Genomic DNA, 20,644 nt, shown 5'->3' with positions numbered 1-20,644 from the left:
TTAGTTTTTATTATTCATGATAGAAATTTCACTATCACTGCACGTCTAATATATACCACACTCAAACATTTAAAGTGTGACTTTCGCTGTAATTTTAATCAAATTATCGTTAGCAAATGTGTCGAGCCATGTAATCTGCTCCCAGCCCCGTAACCACGTAAGCTGGCGCTTGGCAAGCTGCCTTGTAGCGATAATACCTCTTTCACGCATTTCTGCGTAACTCAACTGGCCATCAAGGTACTGCCACATTTGTCTGTACCCTACTGAACGTATAGACGGTAAATCTTCATGTAGATCACCGCGTTCATAAAGTTTCAGTACTTCTTTTTCGAACCCTTGCTCCAACATCATGTCGAACCGAGTCGCGATACGTTCGTGCAACACTGCCCTATCTGCGGGCGCTATGGCAAATTGTGCAATATTATAAGGGCACTTTTCGCCCTCTTGCGCTTGCCAATATGTCAACGTCTTGCCGGTACTCCTAAACACTTCTAGTGCCCGGGTAATTCGCTGTGGGTCATTGGGGTGAATTCTCTCACCACTGATTGGGTCTACACCACGCAATTCATCGTGTAATTTAGACCAACCCAAGCGTTGTGCCTGCTGTGTTATATCATCTCGTATCTTTTCATCTGACTTAGGTAGTGGCGAAATTCCATTTATCAAGGCATTAAAGTACATCATTGTACCTCCAGCCAAAATTGGCACCTTGCCACGCGCTAAAATATCGCCAATGAGCCCATTTGTATCGTTAACAAATTGCGACACCGAATAACTGTCTGCAGGGTCAATAATGTCAATTAGGTGATGCACTACACCCGCTTGCTCTTCCAGCGTAGGTTTAGCAGTGCCGATGTCCATGCCTCTATATACAAGGGCTGAATCAACACTAATTACTTCGCTGTCAACCTTGGCCGCTATATCTAATGCCAAGCCAGTCTTGCCTGATGCAGTAGGGCCCATAATTGCTATTACAGGTAATGCAGAATTTATGCCATTTGACACCTTATTCTCCCCACACATCTAGCACTGAATTTAAGGGGCGCACTTTAGCAAATTGCTCAATAATTTCCCATTGTTTCCCTTCGCTTTGCTGATCCAACCAGTACCAAAGCATGCTCAACACTTCACTATCTAAGACTTCTTCGGGTAACGCGAGGGATTTCATTGCCTCTTCAAGCGTGCTTCCAATACTTTCGCTTTCTATTGTTAAAAAGAATTCAAACCATTTAAGCCAAGGTAAATGACGCGTGCCAGCAGGTACCTGTTGCAGTCGATATTTCCCAGCCACTTTGTTCACTTCGAAATGCGATGCATTAAGTAACGCTACAATTTTGTCATCTACGTTCTCAAGCGAAACTGCGACCGGCATCAATAGTGGTTGTCCATGCTGTGCTTTTAAAAATAGTTCGCTTAACCAGATACTTGCAACTTTAGTTGCGCAAAGAAGGTAAATTTTTTCTAATTTTGGGTAAATTCTAGCTATAGAAGAGATATTAACGTGTGCAGCTACTGGCACTACATCAGTACCATTATCACTAATGTCACTATTTGGCGTCATCAATGCGTTATAACTTGACTGATATGCTGCGCTTGGCCCTCTGTTTTGTAAGGATGTTGCGCCCCCGTTTCGGCCTCCTCCAAAGCCACCCGCTGATGTCGATTTCGCCCCCCCTGCAAATTGGCCATACCCTTGAGAAGTCGAACCCGATGGATAACTAGAGTTTTCGTTAAATGTACGCGTGTTGTCGGAAGTTTGGTTTTGCAGGGGTCTAATGTAATCGTGCTCTACTTGTGAAGCAATGAAGTCTGAACTGACTGGACGACTTGTCTCCATACCCGTCAACGACTGTTCATCGGTCATGGCATGCAGTGCGTCACTCACTGTTTTACAGATAAAGTCATGCACTAAGCGTCCCTGTTGAAACCTAACCTCATGCTTAGCTGGATGAACATTTACGTCAACATCCTTAGGATCAACATCTAGGTATACCACAAAGCTAGGCTGCTCGATAACACCCCAAACGCTTTCATACGCTTGGCGAATAGCGTGCATAATAAGCTTGTCACGCATACCCCTGCCGTTGACAAAACTAAACTGACAGTCATTGCTACTGCGTAGCATAGCTTCGTTCCCTAACCACGCATCAATGTGAAGACCTTCATACTCTGTACTAATATTCACGGCATTTTGAATGAATTTCTGCCCGACTACGGTTCCAATTCGAGTTGCTAAGCTTCCTTCTTTGTCGGCGATAAAGCGCTTTGCTACCTTATCGTTATGTTTCAACACAAACGACACTTTGGGGTAACTTAAAGCAATGCGCTTTATAACTTCTTCAATATGCTGAAATTCAGTTTTTTCGGTGCGTAAAAACTTGCGTCTTGCTGGCGTATTATAAAATAGGTCGGCAACATCGATTGTAGTTCCAACAGGGTGGGCCGCAGGCTGAATATTTACTGCCATTTCTCTGCCTTCGCAGTACGCTTGCCACGCCTCTGTTTGAGATTCGGTCCGCGATGTTAGTGTAAGCCTGCTTACCGAACTAATACTTGCCAATGCTTCACCGCGAAAGCCTAGCGACAAAATTTGTTCAAGGTCATCTAACGTAGTGATTTTGCTGGTCGCATGACGGCTCAAAGCAAGCTGCAACTCACTTTTTATTATTCCTGCCCCGTTATCTTTTATCCGAATCCTTTTGTGACCACCTTTTTCAATATCCACTTCTATTTTAGTAGCACCGGCGTCAAGGCTATTTTCTAGTAGTTCTTTTACTACTGATGCGGGACGTTCTACCACTTCACCAGCGGCAATCTGGTTGGCTAATTGGGGGGATAAAAGCTTTATAGGCAAAAGGCTACCCTATTGATGTTTGCTATTACGGATAAGTAGTGACTTTACTTCTAAATGCGAAATTTAAAGGCGCTGGTGATTCAAAAACTCGCGTCTGGCTAAGTTCTTGGAATATTTAGCACCTGCCCAATGCGTACCACATCACTTGAAAGATCGTTAGCGGCTTTTATGCTACTCACTTTCACATTGTAACGCTGTGCTAACAAAGAAAGCGACTCTCCGCTTCTCACTTTGTGAGTTCTATTGTTCGCTCGCTCATGAGCCCATAGTGTACCATCTGGCGGTACTTGCTTGAAGTAACGCTTAGCCGCTTTGAACATAGCATTGGCCAAACGCTCGCGATGTTTAGACCAATTAAGGTTTTTCTCTTCCTGAGGGTTAGAAATAAACCCTACCTCTACTAATATAGAAGGAATGTCTGGTGCGGTTAGTACAGCAAAGCTAGCAGCCTGTGGCTTCCTTTTGTGAAGGCTAGTCACCTGTTTTAATTCTTCTACAACTTTATTACCTAAGTCGTGGCTAGTCGCCATACTATGGTCCATCGACAATCCAAGTATCGTTTCAGTCAGATAACGCTCGCTCGACTTATCATTGATCACCTCAGCAGCTCCACCGAGTAACTCTGAATGACGTTCAGATTTCTCTAACCAACGACCGAGTTCAGTGTCTGCTCGTCGCATAGAGAGCACCCAAACTGACCCACCCCGGGGTTGGGGCTGACTGAAAGCATCCGCATGAATAGAAATTAGAAGATCTGCTTTTTTCTCGCGTGCGATTTCAGGGCGGCGATTTGGGGAGATATAATGATCCCCACTGCGAGTCATTATTGCGCGCATACCACGCTCTTTATTTATCAGGCTTTCGAGCTTTTTGGCGATACTCAAAGTGATATGCTTCTCATAAGTGCCAGCCGGGCCAACTGAACCAGGGTCATGCCCCCCATGCCCTGCATCAATAGCAACAATAATATCTCTGTCCCGAGCACTGCTTGAATCGTCCATGACAACAGAGCCCGTTGAACCAGCCAATACTGGCGCCTTTGCAGGAGCACTATCTGGTAGGTCAACCACTAACCTATGGCCATACTCCTCTTTCGGGGCTACAGCAAAAATTGACGGTTTAGCCTTGCGGTTGAGCTCTATTACCACGCGAGCAGAAGACGGTGTTTTGGGCGTGGAATAGCGAATTTTCCTAACAAGATCGCCGCTATTTGCTACACCTGATAGTTTGGTAGAGTCGTCGGTGTTTTTAATATCAATCACCAAACGTACCGGGTTGTTAAGGGTAAAGTAGGTGAACTCAGGCTCTGCCTTCATATCAAAAACAATGCGAGTATTTTCAGCCGACGGCCATACCCTTACTCCGTCGATGTTATTTTGAACTCCGTGAGCGAACGACGCCACGAAACACAATAATAATATCGAAACTATACTGCGCACCATAATTAGCCTTTGTATTTTTGTAATGTTGCTCTCGTAAACCTCGGAGCAACTATTTAAATTACTTTTCGCGTATTACACGCGCTTACATTGCTGGAGTAACTTCGCACCATGTGCACTTTTCGCCTCCAGACTGAACTGCCTTCCAGATGGAGTAATATTTATACTAATCACTAAGTCGGGGGATGCCAAGTATTCGCCACCTTTTTCCGACCATTCAATAAGCGCAATTGCACCCGAGCCAAAGTAATCACGGATTCCCATGAACTCTAACTCTTCGGGGTCGGCTAGGCGATAAAGATCGAAGTGATAAACATTGATGCCATCCAACTCGTAAGGTTCAACCAATGTATACGTTGGGCTTTTAACGCTACCTGAATGACCTAAAGATTGAATGAAATAACGGCTAAATGTCGTTTTTCCAGCGCCTAGGTCGCCGTTTAAAAAAATAACAGCGTGTGTAGGTAGTTGACTTGAAACAGCTTGCGCTAAGTCTCTGGCAAGCTGCGCAGTATCTTCTACTTCATTGGCAAAAAAAGAGGTATGCGGGTAAGACATCAACAAAATTCCACAGTAGTTAAAAGCCGAAAAACACAGTAGATGCCTGCCCGTTTATGACAAAACCACGCAACTTAGTGGTTTATAAGTGCACGTACTGCATCGAACAAATCGCCTGCTATCATACCACGTTGACCATACTCTTGGGCAACATCATCACCCGCTTTAGCATGAAGTACAACGCCGTATTTTGCAGCGATATCTGTTTCTACACCTTGAGCAAGTAGTGCGCCTAAAATCCCGCTTAACACATCGCCGCTTCCCGCCGTTGCCATTCCGGGGTTACCGTGGCGGCAAACCCAAGTTTTCTTTTCGTTATCAATAAGCGTGCCCGCCCCTTTTAACACGCATACAGCGTGGTAGCGCTGGGAGCACTGCCTTGCATAGTTAAAGCGGTCACTTTCTACGTCGTCTATAGATACACCAAGTAGGCGGGCCGCTTCACCGGAGTGAGGAGTCAGAATACTGTCCGATAACGTATAGGCCGTCGACTGTTTGCACAATAAATTCAAAGCATCAGCATCAATAACTACAGGCTTATTTTGACTTTGGCAATGCTTCATTGTTGCTTCAAACACTTCTTCGGCCCAGTCATCCTGTCCAAGGCCCGGGCCAATAACCACGCAGGTTGCCCAAGCTAATGCATCTTCTAAATTAAAATCGGTCACCATAAGTTCAGGTCTGCCAGCACTTACTTGAACCACCGACGATTCATGGGTATACACTCGCACCATACCCGCGCCACTTCGAAGCGCCGCTTCACTGGCTAGACGAATAGCCCCAGCAGTACCTCGGTTTCCACCAATGCACAACAATCGCCCGTATGTCCCTTTATGACTATTGATCTCCCTAGGGCCCATTCCTTTGAAGTGGTCGATATTCAGCATGGTTGCGCTAGCTTTGGCTAGTGCTTGGAAGGCTTTACCTATACCTAGGTCCGCATACACCAACTTACCGCACGACTGTTTGCCCGCTCCGGTGACAAGCCCGGGTTTTATGCCTACAAATGTCACGGTAATATCGGCCTGAACACAGCGTCCCAAGCTTTGCCCTGTGTCAGCATCTATTCCCGAGGGCAAATCCACGCTTACCACAGGGGTCGATGACGCATTGACCGCATCAATAACGTCAGCAAACTCGTTGCGAATGTAGCTATTAATACCCGTACCAAGAAGTGCATCAATAACTACATCTGATTTATCCAATAACGACGCATCGAACCCATTAATGCGGCCGCCTGAATCGAGCCAGCGCTGCTGTGCCTTGCCAGCATCGCCCTCTAGCGTGCGCTCAGGCTCTACCGCACATAAGTGTACTTGCTTACCAGCAAGTTTCGCGTTAATCGCGGCAATGTAGCCGTCGCCCGCATTGTTGCCTTGCCCTACCAATACTAAATAAACATCAGAATTTGGCATCAGCTCTTGGCATTGCTTGAATACCACATCACCAGCCCGTTGCATCAAGGTGAACATGTCACAGCCTGAATCTGCGGCGGCTTGCCCTTCATTTTCCCTAACCTGATCGGCCCGAAATAGTTTGTATGATAAACTTGACGTTAATTGAGTATCTAGCATGAGCAAATGTCCGAAATTAGTTCTATCGACCTTGTTGAATTGACCAACAATATCAAGGCTTGGGGTACAGCGCTAGGCTTTCAGCAGGTTGGCATCAGCGATATTGATCTACATCAGCACGAGTCGCACCTGCAAGAATGGTTAGACAATGGCTACCACGGTGATATGGCCTTCATGGAAAGCCATGGGATGAAGCGTGCCCGGCCTGAAGAACTCGTCCCTGGTACGTTACGAGTGATCAGTGTTCGCATGAACTACTTACCGCCTGACGCCTCGTTTGCAAAACATTTAAAAGCGTCAGAAATAGGTTATATCAGCCGCTATGCATTGGGCCGTGACTACCACAAAGTGTTACGCAAGCGCTTAAAGCAGCTGGGTGAAAAAATTACCGCATCTCTCGCGCATACTCAATACCGCCCGTTTGTAGACTCAGCTCCGGTGCTGGAACACGCTATCGCCGAAAAGGCAGGTATCGGTTGGACAGGAAAACACAGCCTGACACTCAATAAAGAAGCGGGTTCTTGGTTCTTTTTAGGTGAACTCTTTATTAATTTGCCGCTGCCGGTGGACTCACCTGTTGAAGAAGGTTGTGGAAGCTGCACGGCGTGCTTAACCATATGCCCGACAAACGCGATTTTAGCACCATACAAGGTGGACGGTCGCCGCTGTATTTCATATCTCACCATTGAATCGGATAAGGACATACCTGAAGAGTTGCGCCCAATGATGGGCAATCGCATATATGGCTGTGATGATTGTCAGCTCGTCTGCCCTTGGAATCGTTTCGCCGATATTACTAGTGAAGAAGACTTTCACCCAAGGCAGGTATTGCACGGTCAAAGTCTCAATACGCTTTTCAGCTGGTCTGAAGAAACCTTCTTACGCAATACTGAAGGCTCGCCAATTCGACGTATCGGCTTTGAGAAGTGGCAACGCAATATCGCCGTCGCGTTAGGGAACGCTCCCTTTAATAAAGAGAGTATTCAACTTTTAAAAGAAAGGCGGGGATGCGTAAGTAATTTAGTAGACAGGCACATAGATTGGGCTATTGAGCGACAGCAAGAAAAGCATCGAACTTTAAAAGCTGACAATAGGCAGCAAGCGCGACTTATTCGTGTGGTTGAAAAAGGTTTACCGAGAGACGCTTAATAAATGCAAGATTAGAGTCTATCCTGCTGAGGCAATCTGGTGTTCTAGGTCGGTCTGAATACTATCGTGATTTTGCACTCGGGCACTTGGCATGTGAGAAGCAGCAAAAGAAACATTAAGTTTCAAACCCCGCTGCGCTACTTCAGTGCTAATAGTCGGTGAGCCGAATTGCCACCATGGCTCTTTTTCTAGCGCTTCAATAACTAAAGAGAGCTCAGTTTCAGAGCCATCATACTCTCCGCTTATTTCGCAAAGCCCGTTTTCGCATTTCACCGAATCTAACGCGAATCGTTCGTTATTAGGGGGCAAAGCAAAAAACGTGTTGAGTGAACCCTCAGTCTTCGTATAAAACACGTCTGGCACAATCGGTTCAACAGCATTGGTAATATCAGTCTCTGTCAAACTCTCTTTTTCAATGCCTACATTCGGCTGAGTTTCTTCAGCTTCATGTGTTACAAGTTTGGCAGCCGGCTTGATGATTTTTAGTTCACTCGTTTGTGTGGCACGAGAGCGACCCAACACACTAGTTAGTCGCTCCTTCTCTGCATTGGATTCACTGAGTTGGTGTTGATAGCCAGAAAATTTATATCCTGCTATCAACGCAAACGTTATCAGCAACAACACAAGCCACGTTTTCATTCCACTTCCTTTGTTGAAGTCGCTTACTTGTGATATTGCTTACTAAGTTCGTGTACAGCATTAACAAACACACCTGCGTTTTCAGGTGGTACGTCTAAGTGAATACCGTGACCTAAATTAAATACATGGCCACTTCCTTCACCATAGCCTTCTAGGATAGACGCCACTTCTTGCTCAATTCTTTGCGGTTGAGCATACAACATAGAAGGGTCCATGTTGCCTTGAAGTGCTACTTTATCGCCTATACGAGCACGCGCCTCTTTGATATCTATTGTCCAGTCTAAACCTACTGCATCACATCCTGTCGCCGCAATCGATTCTAACCACATTCCACCGTTCTTCGTGAACAAGGTAACAGGCACTTTACGACCTTCATTTTCACGAGTTAGCCCACTTACGATACGCTCCATGTACTGAAGTGAAAACTCTTTGTAGTCACGCGGAGATAGTACGCCGCCCCAAGTATCGAATACCATGACAGATTGCGCGCCCGCAGCAATTTGAGCGTTGAGATACTCTGTCACCGAATCAGCTAATTTTGCTAATAACGCGTGAAGCGTGGCTGGCTCGGCGAATGCCATTTTCTTAATTTTAGTGAAGGCCTTACTCGAACCACCTTCAATCATATAAGTCGCAAGTGTCCAAGGGCTTCCAGAAAAACCAATTAGTGGCACTTCACCTTTAAGCTCTCGGCGAATAGTGCGAACAGCATTCATTACATACTGCAATTCACCTTCTGGATCGGGCAGGCCAATTTTATCCACATCAGCTTTACACGTAATTGGATTTTTAAAACGTGGACCTTCACCTGTTTCGAAGTAAAGACCAAGTCCCATTGCATCAGGTATGGTCAGAATATCAGAAAAAAGAATAGCGGCATCAAGAGGAAAACGGCGCAACGGCTGCAACGTTACTTCACAAGCTAACTCTGCGTTTTTACACAGCGACATAAAATCGCCTGCCACCGCGCGGGTAGCCTTGTACTCTGGAAGGTAGCGTCCAGCCTGTCGCATCATCCATACAGGTGTGACATCAACCGGCTGCTTAAGTAACGCACGTAAGTAACGATCGTTCTTTAACGCGGGCTTATCAACACTGGGGAAATTTTGCGACATATAACTCACCTAAATAACTGTAGATATTTGAGCGGCAAAGTATATCAGTATTCTGTACAGGGTGTGCTAAAACCTGTACTAAAAAATCGACGTTTTAACGACAAATCGACGTAGCGTCGATAAACAACGACGAACATTCCTTGAAAATTGTTGAAAAAGTAACTTGCACTCAAAGTAAGTGTTTGCTATTACTATAGCTCTTAACAAAAAGAAGCCCTATATGGGACCGTGCTAAACCTATTGAAACCCTGCCTCGGCAGGGTTTTTTATTTGTTGCCGATCAGAGACACAGTTTCAGCGATTAGTTGCCCTGCGATAGATACTTTAGGTGGAATAATCGGGAGTGCGTCAACATTAAACCATTGTGCGTCATCTATTTCGTTTTCCTGACAACGAATTTCCCCCTCTTCATACTCTGCAATAAAGCCAACCATTAGAGAGTGTGGGAACGGCCACGGTTGGCTGTTGTAGTATTGTAGGTTTTTAATCTTAACGCCGACTTCTTCGAACACTTCTCTGTGTACCGCCTGCTCCAAACTTTCACCACTTTCTACAAAGCCAGCAAGGGTTGAATACATGTTCGATTCTCTATGGCGTACGCCTTTTGCTAAAAGAATTTGTTCATTGTTATGAATAGAAACGATAATACAAGGTGAAACTCTAGGGTAAGTGCGGTGCTGGCAACGGTGGCATTGCATTGCCATTTCCCAGTCTACACGTTCCGTTTTCGCGCCACACTGACCACAAAATTGGTGTGTGCGTAAGAAATGAATGTATTGCCAAGCTCTGCCAATTACCGAAAAAGAAATATCGTATTCAGCAAACAGTAGCTGGCGTAAAGATACCCGTTCCCAACCTGGTTCATCTATATGTTCGGCACCTAAATCAACGACAAAAACGGGCAATTCTCTAAACGCAGTTTCGTTTAGCGGTGGAAGTTGATGAATTTCATCGACATAAGACGCTAAAAACGGAATATCACTTAAGTTAGCAACGGGTATAGACTCAGATGACTCCTTTACTAGGACTTTACTGCGGCTGAAGACAACCCACATCGCTTGCTGGGAAGTTAATTTTGCCTTATCTAATTTCATCATCATTGCTGCATTGCTCCTATGCTTCTGATCTCTATAGTACACCAGAGGCTGATAAAAATTACCTTAGGTGTAGACCAAAATTTATAAATGTAAGATCAACTGCCTTCTCATGATAACCCGGTTTATCTTAGTACTATGTTTTTACTGCAATCTTTTTCGCCCAAAATTTGTGTCGCTAGTGCACAGTGTTATACTGAGACTTATTGTCGCTAAACGGGTAGCACATCATAATGTTGCAACAGTTGGAAAGCGTAAAATCTAAATGGGGCGGTAAAAGCCAAATCATAGACCGCTGGCTCTTAGAAAGGCAGGCTTTGCTGGTTTCTTACTGCGAGCTTGGAGGCATTAATAAACATACCGAATGCTTACCCGATGCCGATGAAATCACGAGTTTTTGTGGTGCTTTACTCGATTATCTTTCTGCAGGCCATTTCGAAATTTTCGATATTTTGGTTGAAAACGATGCCGAAGGCTTACTACTGCGAGATAAACTTTACCCTAGATTGACAAAAACCACTGACGAAGCTCTGAAATTTAATGATACGTTTGCACAAGCAGTGACGCCAGAGCAGGCTGCAGGATTCGATTCCGCCTTAGCCGAGCTTGGAGAAACATTAGAAGAGCGTTTTGCCTTGGAAGACGAGTTAATTGCTCACGTACATACAAATAAACGTGATCCAGAATTAACGCTTTAATATAACAATGAAAGTCGAGTTTACGGTTATCATCAATGAACAAAACCACACTTATTCATAAGGCACGTGCGTATTGCGAACAGCGCGGGGCCAGATTTACACCGCTTAGAGAAAAGGTGTACGAGATTCTTGTATCAAAGCACGGGCCTATGGGTGCTTATGAATTACTCGACTCATTAAAAGAAACTGAATCTAGTGCTAAACCAGCAACAGTATACCGCGCCTTAGATTTTCTTCTCGATTTTGGCTTCATCCATCGCTTAGAGTCTACCAACGCGTTCGTAGCCTGTTACCATTTTGGCTGTAATCATCCTGTTCAGTTTCTAATCTGTGATAGTTGCGGGGATGTCGCAGAAATTCAATCTGAAGGCCTTCAAGAGACTCTTGATAGCCAAGCAAAGCAACACGGCTTTAAAGTCTCTAAACAAACTATAGAGGCCCACGGATTATGCGCCGACTGTCAACAAACGGAAGAACACACTGACCAGGAGAGTGTCCATGAATGCTGATTTTGTGAACCCGTTTATCGGCGGTCTGCTAAATGTGCTTGAAACTATGGCACAAACTAAATTGACTCCAGGAAAACCAAAACGTAAGCAAAGTGATGTAGCGAAGGGAGATGTTTCGGGTTTGATTGGCATGGTAGGCCCAGATGTACGCGGCTCTATGTCTATTACGTTTGACGAATCACTTGCCCTTACTATTATGGAGCGAATGGTAGGAGAGCGTCCTGAAAAACTCGATGCCGAAGTGGGCGATATGGTTGGTGAAGTCACCAATATGATTTGCGGAAACGCTAAACGGGATCTTGCAGAACGAGGATATGAGTTCGGTATGGCAACACCTATTGTTGTATCGGGAAAGCAACATACCATTAGTCACCAGGTCGATGGTGCTAAAATTATTCTCCCTTTCATGTGCGATGAAGGGTTAGCGCATTTGGAAATCTGTTTTGACAAATAGTTTCTGGCACTCTGAAAAAATTACACTCGACAGTTACCCAAGAGGTTTTCATCTGATAACAGAACAGGTGCTTTCTTCGCTCCCTAGCATTCGTCAGGTTGAAGTTGGGCTTCTACATTTATGGCTTCAGCATACTAGTGCAAGCCTAACTATAAACGAAAATGCCGATCCTACAGTAAGGCAAGATATGGAGGCTTTCTTCAACCATAGTGTAAAAGAAGATCTTTCTTTTTTCAGGCATACTTACGAAGGTAAAGATGATATGCCTGCTCACTTAAAATCGAGTATACTAGGCTGTCAACTTACTGTACCTGTCCAACAAGGCAAACTTGCACTTGGTACTTGGCAGGGTATCATGCTCGGCGAACACCGGGATCATGGTGGAAGACGAACAATTATTGCCACATTACAAGGGATAGCAGCATAACCCATATTATAAATGGCACAATATGTGCTAGCGTATTCCGCTAAGCACAATACAAAATTATCTAAAATCGATAATCACTCAACGTTAAACAGGATGTGACTATGAAACAACACTTTAAAATGGCAGCGCTATCTCTTGCTGTACTTTCATCTACCAGTGCATTTGCTCAAGACTCTTCTGAGCCAGAATACAAAAATTGGTTCGGCCTATCTGGCATGTACTACAACACTGATGACTCACGCCCACTAGACCTTACTGAAGGTGAACTTTACGACGACGGTCGTGGTGTAGCTTTTGAGTACGGTTTCCGTTTCACTCAAAGCTGGGCTGCTCGTGTTGAATTTACAGCGCTAGACCTTGACTATGCTGGTGGCGGCGATGACAGCGGCGAGATGGTTGGTGTTGACGCACTTTACTTCATGCCTAACGATGCATGGTTCGTATTTGGTGGTGTTAAGCGCCAATCGGTTGGTGAGTCAACTACGCTAGGTAACATTGGTGTTGGTAAACACTGGGACCTTCACGAAAGCGTTAAGCTTGTTACTGAAATCGCGGCATACCACGACTTCGGTGAAGACTACAATGACTACAGCATAAAACTAGGTATTGCTGTACCGTTTGGTAAGTCTACTCCTGCTGCACCTAAAGACAGCGACAACGATGGTGTTGTAGATGGCAAAGACCAGTGCCCAATGACTCCAGCTGGCGTTCGCGTTGATGCGACTGGCTGTAGCGTAGATAACGATAACGACGGCGTTTTAAACAGTGTTGACCAGTGCCCTAATACACCAGCTGGCACAAAAGTAGATGCAACTGGCTGTGCAATCAAAGATGCAGACAACGACGGTGTTGTAGACAGCAAAGACATGTGCCCTGATACTCCAGCAGGCGTTAAAGTTGACGCTAAAGGTTGTACAGTGTTTGACGAAGAGACAGTAGAAATTACGCTACGCGTTCTATTCGACAACGAAAGTGCTGTTGTTAAAATGCCAAAAGATCCTGAAATCTCTGAATTCGCTGAGTTCATGAAGCAGTATCCATCAACAACTGCTGTAGTAGAAGGTCACACTTCTGCACCAGGTTCTGAAGCGTATAACATGGACCTTTCTAAGCGTCGTGCTGCTAACTTCAAAGAAGTTATGGTAGACATGTACGGCATCGACAGCTCTCGTCTAGAGACTATCGGTTACGGCGAAAGTCAGCTTCTAGACAATGGTAAGAACGCTGAAGCACACCGTGTTAACCGTCGCATTTCAGTGACAGTTAAAGACACAGTGAAAGTAGCTGAAGAAAAGTAATTCATACTATATGAATTGAAGAAGGCGCCGAAAGGCGCCTTTTTTGTATCTGTAGACCTTAGCCAAACAAGCGTACTGTAAAGAGTAATACCTCGGACTAATTAATCTCAGCTAGCATGTCTGTTTTATAATTTATTAACCAAAGAAAAAGCGTTAATACTCGTCGGCGATAGCAGGGCCCGCGTAGTTATCAAAACGAGAAAACTGGCCTTGGAAAGTCAGTCGGCAAGTACCGATTGGACCGTTACGCTGTTTACCAATAATGATCTCTGCGATACCTTTATATTCGCTGTTTTCGTGATAAACCTCATCGCGATAGATAAACATGATAAGGTCGGCATCCTGCTCGATTGAGCCAGATTCACGCAGGTCAGAGTTAACTGGGCGCTTATCGGCTCGTTGTTCCAGCGTACGGTTAAGCTGTGAAAGTGCAACTACGGGTACTTCAAGTTCTTTAGCAAGCGCCTTTAATGACCGTGATATTTCGGCAATTTCCAACGTACGGTTATCGCTTAGCGACGGCACACGCATCAGCTGAAGGTAATCCACCATGATAAGGCTGATCCCACCGCGCTCCCGCGCAAGCTTACGGGCACGGCTTCGCACATCCATAGGTGTTAGACCCGACGAGTCATCAACGAACAAGCTATCTTTATCTTTAAGCATAGCCATTGTATTAGATATACGCGCCCAGTCCTCATCGTCTAGCTGCGCGGTACGAATTTTAGTTTGATCCACACGGCTTAATGACGCCAGCATACGCATCATGATTTGTTCTGAGGGCATCTCAAGACTGAACACCAGCACTGGCTTTTCTTCTGCCATCATGGCGTTTTCAATCAAGTTCATGGCAAAGGTGGTTTTACCCATTGATGGACGCGCCGCCACAATAATAAGGTCGGAAGGCTGCATACCACTGGTCATTTTATCCAGATCAGTAAAGCCAGTAGTAACACCCGTCACCTCTTTATTGGTTTTAACCAACTCTTCAAGACGGTCAATGGTTTTACCTAGAACAGACTCTACATCACGAGGGCCTTCGTTTTCACCGGTTCTTCGTTCTGCGATTTCGAAAACTTTACTTTCAGCTAAATCAAGAATGTCGGCGCTATCGCGCCCTTCAGGGTTATAGCCTACTTCGGCAATTTCGTGCGCTACGCCAATAAGCTCACGTGTGATAGCCCGCTCGCTTATAATTTGTGCATAAGACACCACGTTGGCAGAGCTTGGGGTGTTTTTAGCAAGCTCGCCTAAATAGGCGAAGCCACCCGCATCTTCCAGCTCATCGTGCTTTTCAAGCTCTTCTGATACCGTAATAAGGTCAATAGGTTGGCTACTATTAAGCAAACGCGTGATCGCGCGAAATATTATTTGGTGTGAACGGTTGTAAAAGTCGTTATCGGTAACGAGTTCCGCGACCTTATCCCAGCTTTCAGGGTCGATAAGCATGCTGCCTAAAACAGATTGCTCGGCCTCAATGCTATGAGGTGGAACCTTCAATTTCTCAACATTTTTATCGTTTTTAGACGCAGACGCCACAAGTAAAACCTATTCCAATGCACAAAAGTCAGTTGGATATTATGCGCTTTTAACGCACATCTCTCAACAAAGGAAGCAGGTCTTTTATCGGGAAAGCCCAAAAAGACGATTGGGGCTAAAGGGTTTTCTCTAACTTTAAAAAAGTACCATCCACTAGCGTGTAGGTTTGGTTATTTTCTTGGAAAATTAGAGTAGATCCAATGATTGCGTCACTATCGGAACAAGCCAAATTCACTTGGTTTATCTCGTCATCACTAAAGCCTAATGACGACGGTGACGTTCCAAAAGCAGCGTAGAAATCTTCTGAACTCATTTTTTGCGATGAATAAACAGGCGACTCACAGAGCGCTTGATCTAGTTTTGCTGTATTTTGGTCATAGGTGACAGAGCGGCCAAGAAACTGCTTTGATTCGGCTGTTGAGTGAGCCGTAATACCCACATTATAAGCCTTCGTGACGACCCACGTTCCTTCGTAATAAGCGGGCTCTTGAACAGCACAACCTAAAGTTAACGCGCATATCCCAAACGCACCGACAATTAGGCTATGAAATCGCCAAAACCTTTTGACGTGTCCAACAATACTCAATCTATCCTCCATTCATAAAGCTTATTAAAATCAAACAGTTTAACGTAGTAACCATCTATAAAGTTCACTTGAAATCACGTAATTATAGAGTTCTCTAGTTTAGCTTTAGTTCTGATTACACGTTCAAACATCAACAATTAGCGACAGAATAAAAAAAAGCTGCGTTTATACGCAGCTTCTCAAGGTCACCACATCTTCTAATTAATAAATGTGGTCTAAATTGGTTTTTTCAAGCTAAAGTCCCTATCAAACTGTCTATAGCTTATTCATTTTTGATCTATTTCTATACGTCCGTGAACCGTTGAAATATCGACGCTTGCTGCACCACCGTTGTGTATAAAGCGCAACCAGCTTCCCGGTCCATACTTTGGTTTTTGAGCTTTTTCATCGCTAATGTTGTTTACGATATTGCCCCCTGCGTGAGTCTCAATATCAAACTGTGCTGATACATCTTCTTGGAATAAAAACTCCATCGCGCCACCTACCGAATTAGCTTTAATGCTGCCGTTCGCATTCAGCCCCAATTTTGCAAAAGTACGACCGTTAACTGTATTTATCTGCAGGCTATCAACACTTTGTAACGATAGGTCAATACGTCCGTTGACTGTTTCAATCGATAAGTCAGGGCTGCTTGATGCTATATCGAGCTTTCCATTTACCGCCGTAAAACTCACAGGCGAGCTGCCTTTGTGAGTAGCTTCTATATCACCGTTAACCGTGCCAGCTTCCAAACGGCCTCTGACATTCTTTAACGCAATATCGCCATTAACAGACTCAACCTCAACACGCTCGCCAATGTTTTCAAGTGTCACATTGCCGTTAACGACTTCTACATCTACCGCTTTTGTTATTCCTTTAGCTGTCACATCTGCGTTAACTGCGGTGTAATGCAGATCGCTTGCCGATGGCACGTAAATTATCAGGTCATCACCATCTCGACTCTTCTGATACCAACTCTTTGAATGACGCTCTACTTCTACGTGAATAACAACAACATCGCCGCGCTTTTCAAAAATAAATTCTTCGGTTTGATCACCAAGTTCCCCTGTTACACGAACCTGAGGTTTATCCCACACGCGGATATCAGCCTTTCCATCAATATGTTCAATATCGATTTTAGGAGAGGATGAGGTATCAATGGTTTTATCAACTTTTTCGCCCGCTAAGGCGGCAGTAGCAATGCTTAACAATGCAGTAGTTAGCACAGCTTTAATTCCATTAGATGTGCTGAACGTGTGCGTTAACTTATCCGATATTGTGTTTTTCATATTTATATTCATGTTGAAGCCCTTATTAAATTTGCTGCCACTTTGGCGCGTGCACTCGCTCAATTAAGGCAATTTGCTGTTGATATACATGATGCAGCATTTTTATTAATGCTGAATTGTCTGGATCGTCTTTTAACGCCGCCTTAATAACATCAGCGGCATCATCTAATTCCTTCAGCTGCTCTTGCCAGTCTTGGGTTAGTGCAGTTGTACTTTCATAGCTTGCTAGCAAACTATTTACCTGCTGCTGCTGTTGGGTGCTCATAGCGTCAATCAAAGCGTATCCACTGCTTCTACTCTCATCGCTTTTGAACGCAAAAGGGGCAGCGAACCACAAGACTGTGACTAAGCAAACACTGGCAGCTATTGCCATCCACTGCCTTGAAGTTACCGTAGAAGATGAGCTATCTTCATTTGAAGCATCGCTCTGCTGAGACGCTATGCCCAGCTCGATTCCTCGCCACAAATCCCGTTCTGGCTGTTTCTCTCTCGATAACCCAGAAACATGCTGAGCAAGCTTGTCATCAAAATCACTCATCATCGACTCCCATATATTCTTTCAATAATTGCTTAGCACGGAAAAAGTGTGCTTTGCTTGAGCCCACTGCCATATTCAACATTTTGGCAATATCTTCGTGTCGGTACCCTTCAAGTGCATGAAGTACAAAAACCATTCTGGCGCGCTCTGGTAGACGAACAATTAATGCTTCTAAATCCACATCGGTGCTATTCTCCTGAGCTGGCCTTTCATTAATGTCGCTATTTTCCAAGTTAAACATGCGCTGCACCCAGCCTTTCTGTTTGCGCATGTAGGAAATGGTAATGTTTGCCGTTACGCTATGTAGCCATGTAGAAAACTGGCTTTGCCCATCGAAATTTCCGAGCTTTTCCCACAGCTGAATAAAAACTTCCTGAGAAGCATCTTCTGCCATTCCTTTTTCACCAGTAAGCCGATAACACAGTGCGTAGACGCGACCAATATGCTCATCATAAAGAGACCTAAACGCTTGTTTGTCGCCCTCTTTCGCCTTAAATATAAGTTCGTGTTCGCCTTTGTTACCAAACACCACATTGGCGTGTACAACACGTTGTTGTGTGTGTTCCATTCTTTTCTCTTTGTTATTTGTGGTGCTGATTAGCATTAGCACTTGTTAGTGTTATAAGGTTAGTCGTACCCTATAGTAGAAAGGTTTAAATACACAAAAATAATTTTTTGGAGTTGCCATGTCTGCCACCTTTACTGTTAACGCTTTGTTTGCTGGAAAACCTCAGCCGCTTGGCCCTCGTGGAGCACCAAGTAGTATTGTTAAAACCGCCGTCGAAAAGTTAACGGTACATACGGACAGAACCGATGAAGACGAACAGGCCAATAAACGCCTCCACGGTGGCCCAGAAAAAGTGCTGCATCAGTTTAATCCGACCAACTATCTAACATTAAGAAAACACTTTCCTGAAGGCGAATTCTCGCTAGGCAGTATTGGCGAAAACATCAGTGTAGAGGGAATGGACGATGCTACCGTCTATATCGGCGATATCTGGAAGTTCGGCGATGTAGAGCTGCAAGTAAGTGCACCGCGTGCCCCTTGCAATAAAATATCTCAACGCTTCGGCATTCCTAACTTAGACAGGTTTGTTGGAGAGCGAGGCATTACTGGCTGGTACTACCGGGTTATTAAAACCGGCACCATTAACGTTGGCGACGAAGTAACACTACTGCACCGTGAAGACGATACTGTTAATGTTCACACCTTGATGCAGTGCACCCATACGAAAGCCGACAAAGCACTAGCTCAAAAGCTAGCTAAGCTGGAACCGCTTGATGATGAGTGGCGTGGAAAATGCCAAAAGATTGCGGATAAATAGACCATTTATCCGTAGCTTAAATTAAAAAGACGCTTGCTCACCTTCATTCAGAATAACCCAAGGCATAGGGGGATTTAGCTGCTTTTTCATTTTCATCAGTCGAAACAGCGCAGAATGTGAGGTTATGTCACCCATCATCCAGCTGGCATTTCCATATCCCCAAGGCACTACGGCTTTACAGCCTAGGTCTTGAGCCGCAACGATGGCATCTTCTGGCGTAGTATGTACCTTGCGATACCATTTAGGTGAGGTTTCGCTGAAGTAAGATGCTATGGGTAATAGGCAAACATCTATATCACCAAAGCGGTCTTTAATATCTTTGAAGTGGGGTGAATATCCCGTATCTCCCGCAAAGAACAAGGTGCTGCCTTCATGCTCAAAGACCCAGCCGCCCCACAATGTTGCATTGTCGTCCTCGTATAAATACGGCACCCAAATTCGGTTACTAAAGTGATGAGCAGGCACAAAGTGAATAGAGGTTTTGCCTACGTTTTTGCTGGTATACCACGCCATCTCGCTAATGGAATAACCTCTACTAGGAAAGTGCTTTGCGAAACCTAGCGGTACAAGATATTCGGGCTTTGTGCCTAATTCGGCAATATCGGCTTTATTGAAATGATCATAGTGTATATGGGAATACACCACAGCGTCTGTTTGAGCGAGTTCTTTTTCACCTATCTTAGCGGGTTCGTTGCGGCTGAACCCTTCCGCCAATCTAAAAGCCCAGTTAACCGGCCAATCAAACTGACCAAATACTGGGTCGATAAGTATTTGCTCACCACCAGCTGTTGTAAGTACAAAGCTCGCATGTCCTAACCAAGTAACAGTAAAGCCTGTGTGTGAATTCACTGGCGGATTATTGCCCACAAACTGACAATGCTGCATGTCACTTTCACATTCAATATCGGCAGAGGCGGGGTAGCAATCCTCGGTACAGGTGACGGGGTAAGCCTTAAAACGACCGTAAATATTACTAAATCTATCCTCGAAGCCCGGTGTATTAGAGTACTTAGTTACCGCTTCGTCACTATCAACGTGAGTAACCTTATTAGGCGTAGCACACCCTGTTAGAACAATTGCAGCTGCGATAGTAGCAACAACAGTCGCTAAAAAGGCCCACTGTTTTGGTAGCTTCTTTGAACAACTTAGCATTTTTTATATCCCGTCCTTGTAATTTTAGTCTTGCAAGCAAAGGCTTAAGTTTGCCGTTGTATTTATATTCTATTAATACGCTTATGTGAAAGACGCTTTTTTAAAAAAGCTAGCGCTATTACACAGCTAGACGATGACCGCTATTGTAAGACGAGAAAGTAATCGCTTAACAATAAATTTGTAACAAGATAAAAGCGAGAAGGGCTCCAAAACCGACAAGTTGCAAATGATAATTATAATATAACCTGAAATTAATTTCTTAAGCCGCTATGTGTAAAACACGAATACTCATTATTGAAGATGATGCCACGTTAAGTGAACAAATCTCGCATCTGTTGCAGTCTCGAGGGTTTGACACTCGCTACGAAAGCGACGGTAATGCGGGGTTACAAGCTGCGCTTGAGGAAAATTTTGACCTTGTGTTACTC

Annotated in this window: 21 protein-coding genes; 7 read left to right on the top strand and 14 right to left on the bottom strand. The window is 44.6% G+C overall.

Annotation, left to right across the window (positions count from 1 at the left end):
* Positions 1-69 precede the first annotated feature (69 nt).
* From miaA to KL866_RS01835, 5 genes are all read right to left on the bottom strand, one after another.
* Positions 70-1,023: a tRNA (adenosine(37)-N6)-dimethylallyltransferase MiaA gene (gene miaA, locus KL866_RS01855; protein ID WP_214992844.1), complete on the bottom strand. Its 954-nt coding sequence runs from the start codon at positions 1,021-1,023 to the stop codon at positions 70-72.
* Positions 1,007-2,854: a DNA mismatch repair endonuclease MutL gene (gene mutL, locus KL866_RS01850; RefSeq protein WP_214992841.1), complete on the bottom strand. Its 1,848-nt coding sequence runs from the start codon at positions 2,852-2,854 to the stop codon at positions 1,007-1,009. The genes miaA and mutL overlap by 17 nt, the downstream gene beginning before the upstream one ends.
* A 98-nt stretch (positions 2,855-2,952) precedes the next feature.
* A complete protein-coding gene (locus KL866_RS01845; protein WP_025257460.1) occupies positions 2,953-4,296 on the bottom strand; it encodes an N-acetylmuramoyl-L-alanine amidase in 1,344 nt (447 codons plus the stop codon).
* A gap of 72 nt (positions 4,297-4,368) precedes the next feature.
* Positions 4,369-4,851, bottom strand: coding sequence for a tRNA (adenosine(37)-N6)-threonylcarbamoyltransferase complex ATPase subunit type 1 TsaE (gene tsaE, locus KL866_RS01840; RefSeq protein ID WP_025257459.1), 483 nt, complete (start codon positions 4,849-4,851; stop codon positions 4,369-4,371).
* Positions 4,852-4,925: 74 nt separating this feature from the next.
* On the bottom strand, positions 4,926-6,425 hold the full coding sequence (locus tag KL866_RS01835; protein WP_025257458.1) for a bifunctional ADP-dependent NAD(P)H-hydrate dehydratase/NAD(P)H-hydrate epimerase: 1,500 nt from the start codon (positions 6,423-6,425) through the stop codon (positions 4,926-4,928).
* A 6-nt stretch (positions 6,426-6,431) separates the two neighbouring features.
* Here KL866_RS01835 and queG point away from each other — a divergent pair, with 6 nt between their 5' ends.
* Entirely contained in the window at positions 6,432-7,574 is a 1,143-nt protein-coding gene (gene queG, locus KL866_RS01830; RefSeq protein WP_214992830.1) for a tRNA epoxyqueuosine(34) reductase QueG, read from the top strand.
* 18 nt (positions 7,575-7,592) lie between these two features.
* Here queG and KL866_RS01825 read toward each other — a convergent pair whose 3' ends face one another.
* The 3 genes from KL866_RS01825 to nudC form a co-directional block, all read right to left on the bottom strand.
* Positions 7,593-8,213, bottom strand: a complete 621-nt coding sequence (locus KL866_RS01825; RefSeq protein ID WP_025257456.1) for a hypothetical protein — start codon at positions 8,211-8,213, stop codon at positions 7,593-7,595.
* Positions 8,214-8,236: 23 nt separating this feature from the next.
* Positions 8,237-9,328 (bottom strand): uroporphyrinogen decarboxylase, encoded by a 1,092-nt coding sequence (gene hemE / locus KL866_RS01820; protein WP_014951100.1) that lies wholly within the window; start codon positions 9,326-9,328, stop codon positions 8,237-8,239.
* 266 nt (positions 9,329-9,594) lie between these two features.
* Positions 9,595-10,428, bottom strand: a complete 834-nt coding sequence (nudC, locus tag KL866_RS01815; protein WP_025257454.1) for an NAD(+) diphosphatase — start codon at positions 10,426-10,428, stop codon at positions 9,595-9,597.
* A gap of 227 nt (positions 10,429-10,655) precedes the next feature.
* Between nudC and KL866_RS01810 the strand changes: the two genes are divergently transcribed.
* The 5 genes from KL866_RS01810 (at position 10,656) to KL866_RS01790 (ending at position 13,808) form a co-directional block, all read left to right on the top strand.
* Positions 10,656-11,120, top strand: coding sequence for an Rsd/AlgQ family anti-sigma factor (locus KL866_RS01810; RefSeq protein WP_025257453.1), 465 nt, complete (start codon positions 10,656-10,658; stop codon positions 11,118-11,120).
* A gap of 35 nt (positions 11,121-11,155) precedes the next feature.
* A complete protein-coding gene (locus KL866_RS01805) occupies positions 11,156-11,629 on the top strand; it encodes a transcriptional repressor (protein ID WP_025257452.1) in 474 nt (157 codons plus the stop codon).
* Positions 11,619-12,083 carry a chemotaxis protein CheX gene (locus KL866_RS01800; protein WP_025257451.1) on the top strand — a complete coding sequence of 155 codons (465 nt, stop codon included), beginning with the start codon at positions 11,619-11,621 and terminating at the stop codon, positions 12,081-12,083. Before KL866_RS01805 ends, KL866_RS01800 begins: the two co-directional genes overlap by 11 nt.
* Positions 12,073-12,510, top strand: coding sequence for a secondary thiamine-phosphate synthase enzyme YjbQ (locus KL866_RS01795; protein WP_025257450.1), 438 nt, complete (start codon positions 12,073-12,075; stop codon positions 12,508-12,510). Before KL866_RS01800 ends, KL866_RS01795 begins: the two co-directional genes overlap by 11 nt.
* 101 nt (positions 12,511-12,611) lie before the next feature.
* Positions 12,612-13,808, top strand: coding sequence for an OmpA family protein (locus KL866_RS01790; protein ID WP_025257449.1), 1,197 nt, complete (start codon positions 12,612-12,614; stop codon positions 13,806-13,808).
* A gap of 153 nt (positions 13,809-13,961) precedes the next feature.
* Here the strand turns inward: KL866_RS01790 and dnaB are convergent, their stop codons facing one another.
* The 5 genes from dnaB to KL866_RS01765 form a co-directional block, all read right to left on the bottom strand.
* On the bottom strand, positions 13,962-15,347 hold the full coding sequence (dnaB, locus tag KL866_RS01785; protein WP_025257448.1) for a replicative DNA helicase: 1,386 nt from the start codon (positions 15,345-15,347) through the stop codon (positions 13,962-13,964).
* A 115-nt stretch (positions 15,348-15,462) separates the two neighbouring features.
* A complete protein-coding gene (locus KL866_RS01780) occupies positions 15,463-15,933 on the bottom strand; it encodes a hypothetical protein (RefSeq protein ID WP_025257447.1) in 471 nt (156 codons plus the stop codon).
* A gap of 266 nt (positions 15,934-16,199) precedes the next feature.
* Positions 16,200-17,213 (bottom strand): DUF4097 family beta strand repeat-containing protein, encoded by a 1,014-nt coding sequence (locus KL866_RS01775; protein ID WP_214992826.1) that lies wholly within the window; start codon positions 17,211-17,213, stop codon positions 16,200-16,202.
* A 13-nt stretch (positions 17,214-17,226) separates the two neighbouring features.
* The gene (locus KL866_RS01770) at positions 17,227-17,739 is read right to left on the bottom strand and encodes a hypothetical protein (protein ID WP_025257445.1); all 513 of its coding nucleotides are present in this window, start codon (positions 17,737-17,739) and stop codon (positions 17,227-17,229) included.
* Entirely contained in the window at positions 17,732-18,307 is a 576-nt protein-coding gene (locus tag KL866_RS01765; protein WP_214992825.1) for an RNA polymerase sigma factor, read from the bottom strand. The genes KL866_RS01770 and KL866_RS01765 overlap by 8 nt, the downstream gene beginning before the upstream one ends.
* Before the next feature lie 118 nt (positions 18,308-18,425).
* Between KL866_RS01765 and KL866_RS01760 the strand changes: the two genes are divergently transcribed.
* Positions 18,426-19,064 (top strand): MOSC domain-containing protein, encoded by a 639-nt coding sequence (locus tag KL866_RS01760; protein ID WP_214992824.1) that lies wholly within the window; start codon positions 18,426-18,428, stop codon positions 19,062-19,064.
* A 21-nt stretch (positions 19,065-19,085) separates the two neighbouring features.
* On the opposite strand, the gene KL866_RS01755 is transcribed toward KL866_RS01760, so the two are convergent.
* Positions 19,086-20,216: an MBL fold metallo-hydrolase gene (locus KL866_RS01755; RefSeq protein ID WP_251139772.1), complete on the bottom strand. Its 1,131-nt coding sequence runs from the start codon at positions 20,214-20,216 to the stop codon at positions 19,086-19,088.
* Between the last annotated feature and the right edge of the window lie 428 nt (positions 20,217-20,644).

This window comes from Alteromonas sp. ALT199 (genome assembly GCF_018619335.1).
In the GTDB taxonomy this organism is placed as follows: Bacteria; Pseudomonadota; Gammaproteobacteria; order Enterobacterales; family Alteromonadaceae; genus Alteromonas.
The sequence above is the reverse complement of the archived record's forward strand: the minus strand, read 5'-3'. Positions and strand labels throughout refer to the sequence as shown.

Excerpts from the sequence above, each read along its gene's own strand:
- miaA (WP_214992844.1), bottom strand. The coding sequence starts at position 1,023 with ATGTGTGGGGAGAATAAGGTGTCAAATGGCATAAATTCTGCATTACCT.
- KL866_RS01845 (WP_025257460.1), bottom strand. The coding sequence starts at position 4,296 with ATGGTGCGCAGTATAGTTTCGATATTATTATTGTGTTTCGTGGCGTCG.
- tsaE (WP_025257459.1), bottom strand. The coding sequence starts at position 4,851 with ATGTCTTACCCGCATACCTCTTTTTTTGCCAATGAAGTAGAAGATACT.
- KL866_RS01835 (WP_025257458.1), bottom strand. The coding sequence starts at position 6,425 with ATGCTAGATACTCAATTAACGTCAAGTTTATCATACAAACTATTTCGG.
- queG (WP_214992830.1), top strand. The coding sequence starts at position 6,432 with ATGTCCGAAATTAGTTCTATCGACCTTGTTGAATTGACCAACAATATC.
- KL866_RS01825 (WP_025257456.1), bottom strand. The coding sequence starts at position 8,213 with ATGAAAACGTGGCTTGTGTTGTTGCTGATAACGTTTGCGTTGATAGCA.
- hemE (WP_014951100.1), bottom strand. The coding sequence starts at position 9,328 with ATGTCGCAAAATTTCCCCAGTGTTGATAAGCCCGCGTTAAAGAACGAT.
- nudC (WP_025257454.1), bottom strand. The coding sequence starts at position 10,428 with ATGATGATGAAATTAGATAAGGCAAAATTAACTTCCCAGCAAGCGATG.
- KL866_RS01810 (WP_025257453.1), top strand. The coding sequence starts at position 10,656 with ATGTTGCAACAGTTGGAAAGCGTAAAATCTAAATGGGGCGGTAAAAGC.
- KL866_RS01805 (WP_025257452.1), top strand. The coding sequence starts at position 11,156 with ATGAACAAAACCACACTTATTCATAAGGCACGTGCGTATTGCGAACAG.
- KL866_RS01800 (WP_025257451.1), top strand. The coding sequence starts at position 11,619 with ATGAATGCTGATTTTGTGAACCCGTTTATCGGCGGTCTGCTAAATGTG.
- KL866_RS01790 (WP_025257449.1), top strand. The coding sequence starts at position 12,612 with ATGAAACAACACTTTAAAATGGCAGCGCTATCTCTTGCTGTACTTTCA.
- KL866_RS01775 (WP_214992826.1), bottom strand. The coding sequence starts at position 17,213 with ATGAATATAAATATGAAAAACACAATATCGGATAAGTTAACGCACACG.
- KL866_RS01770 (WP_025257445.1), bottom strand. The coding sequence starts at position 17,739 with ATGAGTGATTTTGATGACAAGCTTGCTCAGCATGTTTCTGGGTTATCG.
- KL866_RS01765 (WP_214992825.1), bottom strand. The coding sequence starts at position 18,307 with ATGGAACACACACAACAACGTGTTGTACACGCCAATGTGGTGTTTGGT.
- KL866_RS01760 (WP_214992824.1), top strand. The coding sequence starts at position 18,426 with ATGTCTGCCACCTTTACTGTTAACGCTTTGTTTGCTGGAAAACCTCAG.
- KL866_RS01755 (WP_251139772.1), bottom strand. The coding sequence starts at position 20,216 with ATGCTAAGTTGTTCAAAGAAGCTACCAAAACAGTGGGCCTTTTTAGCG.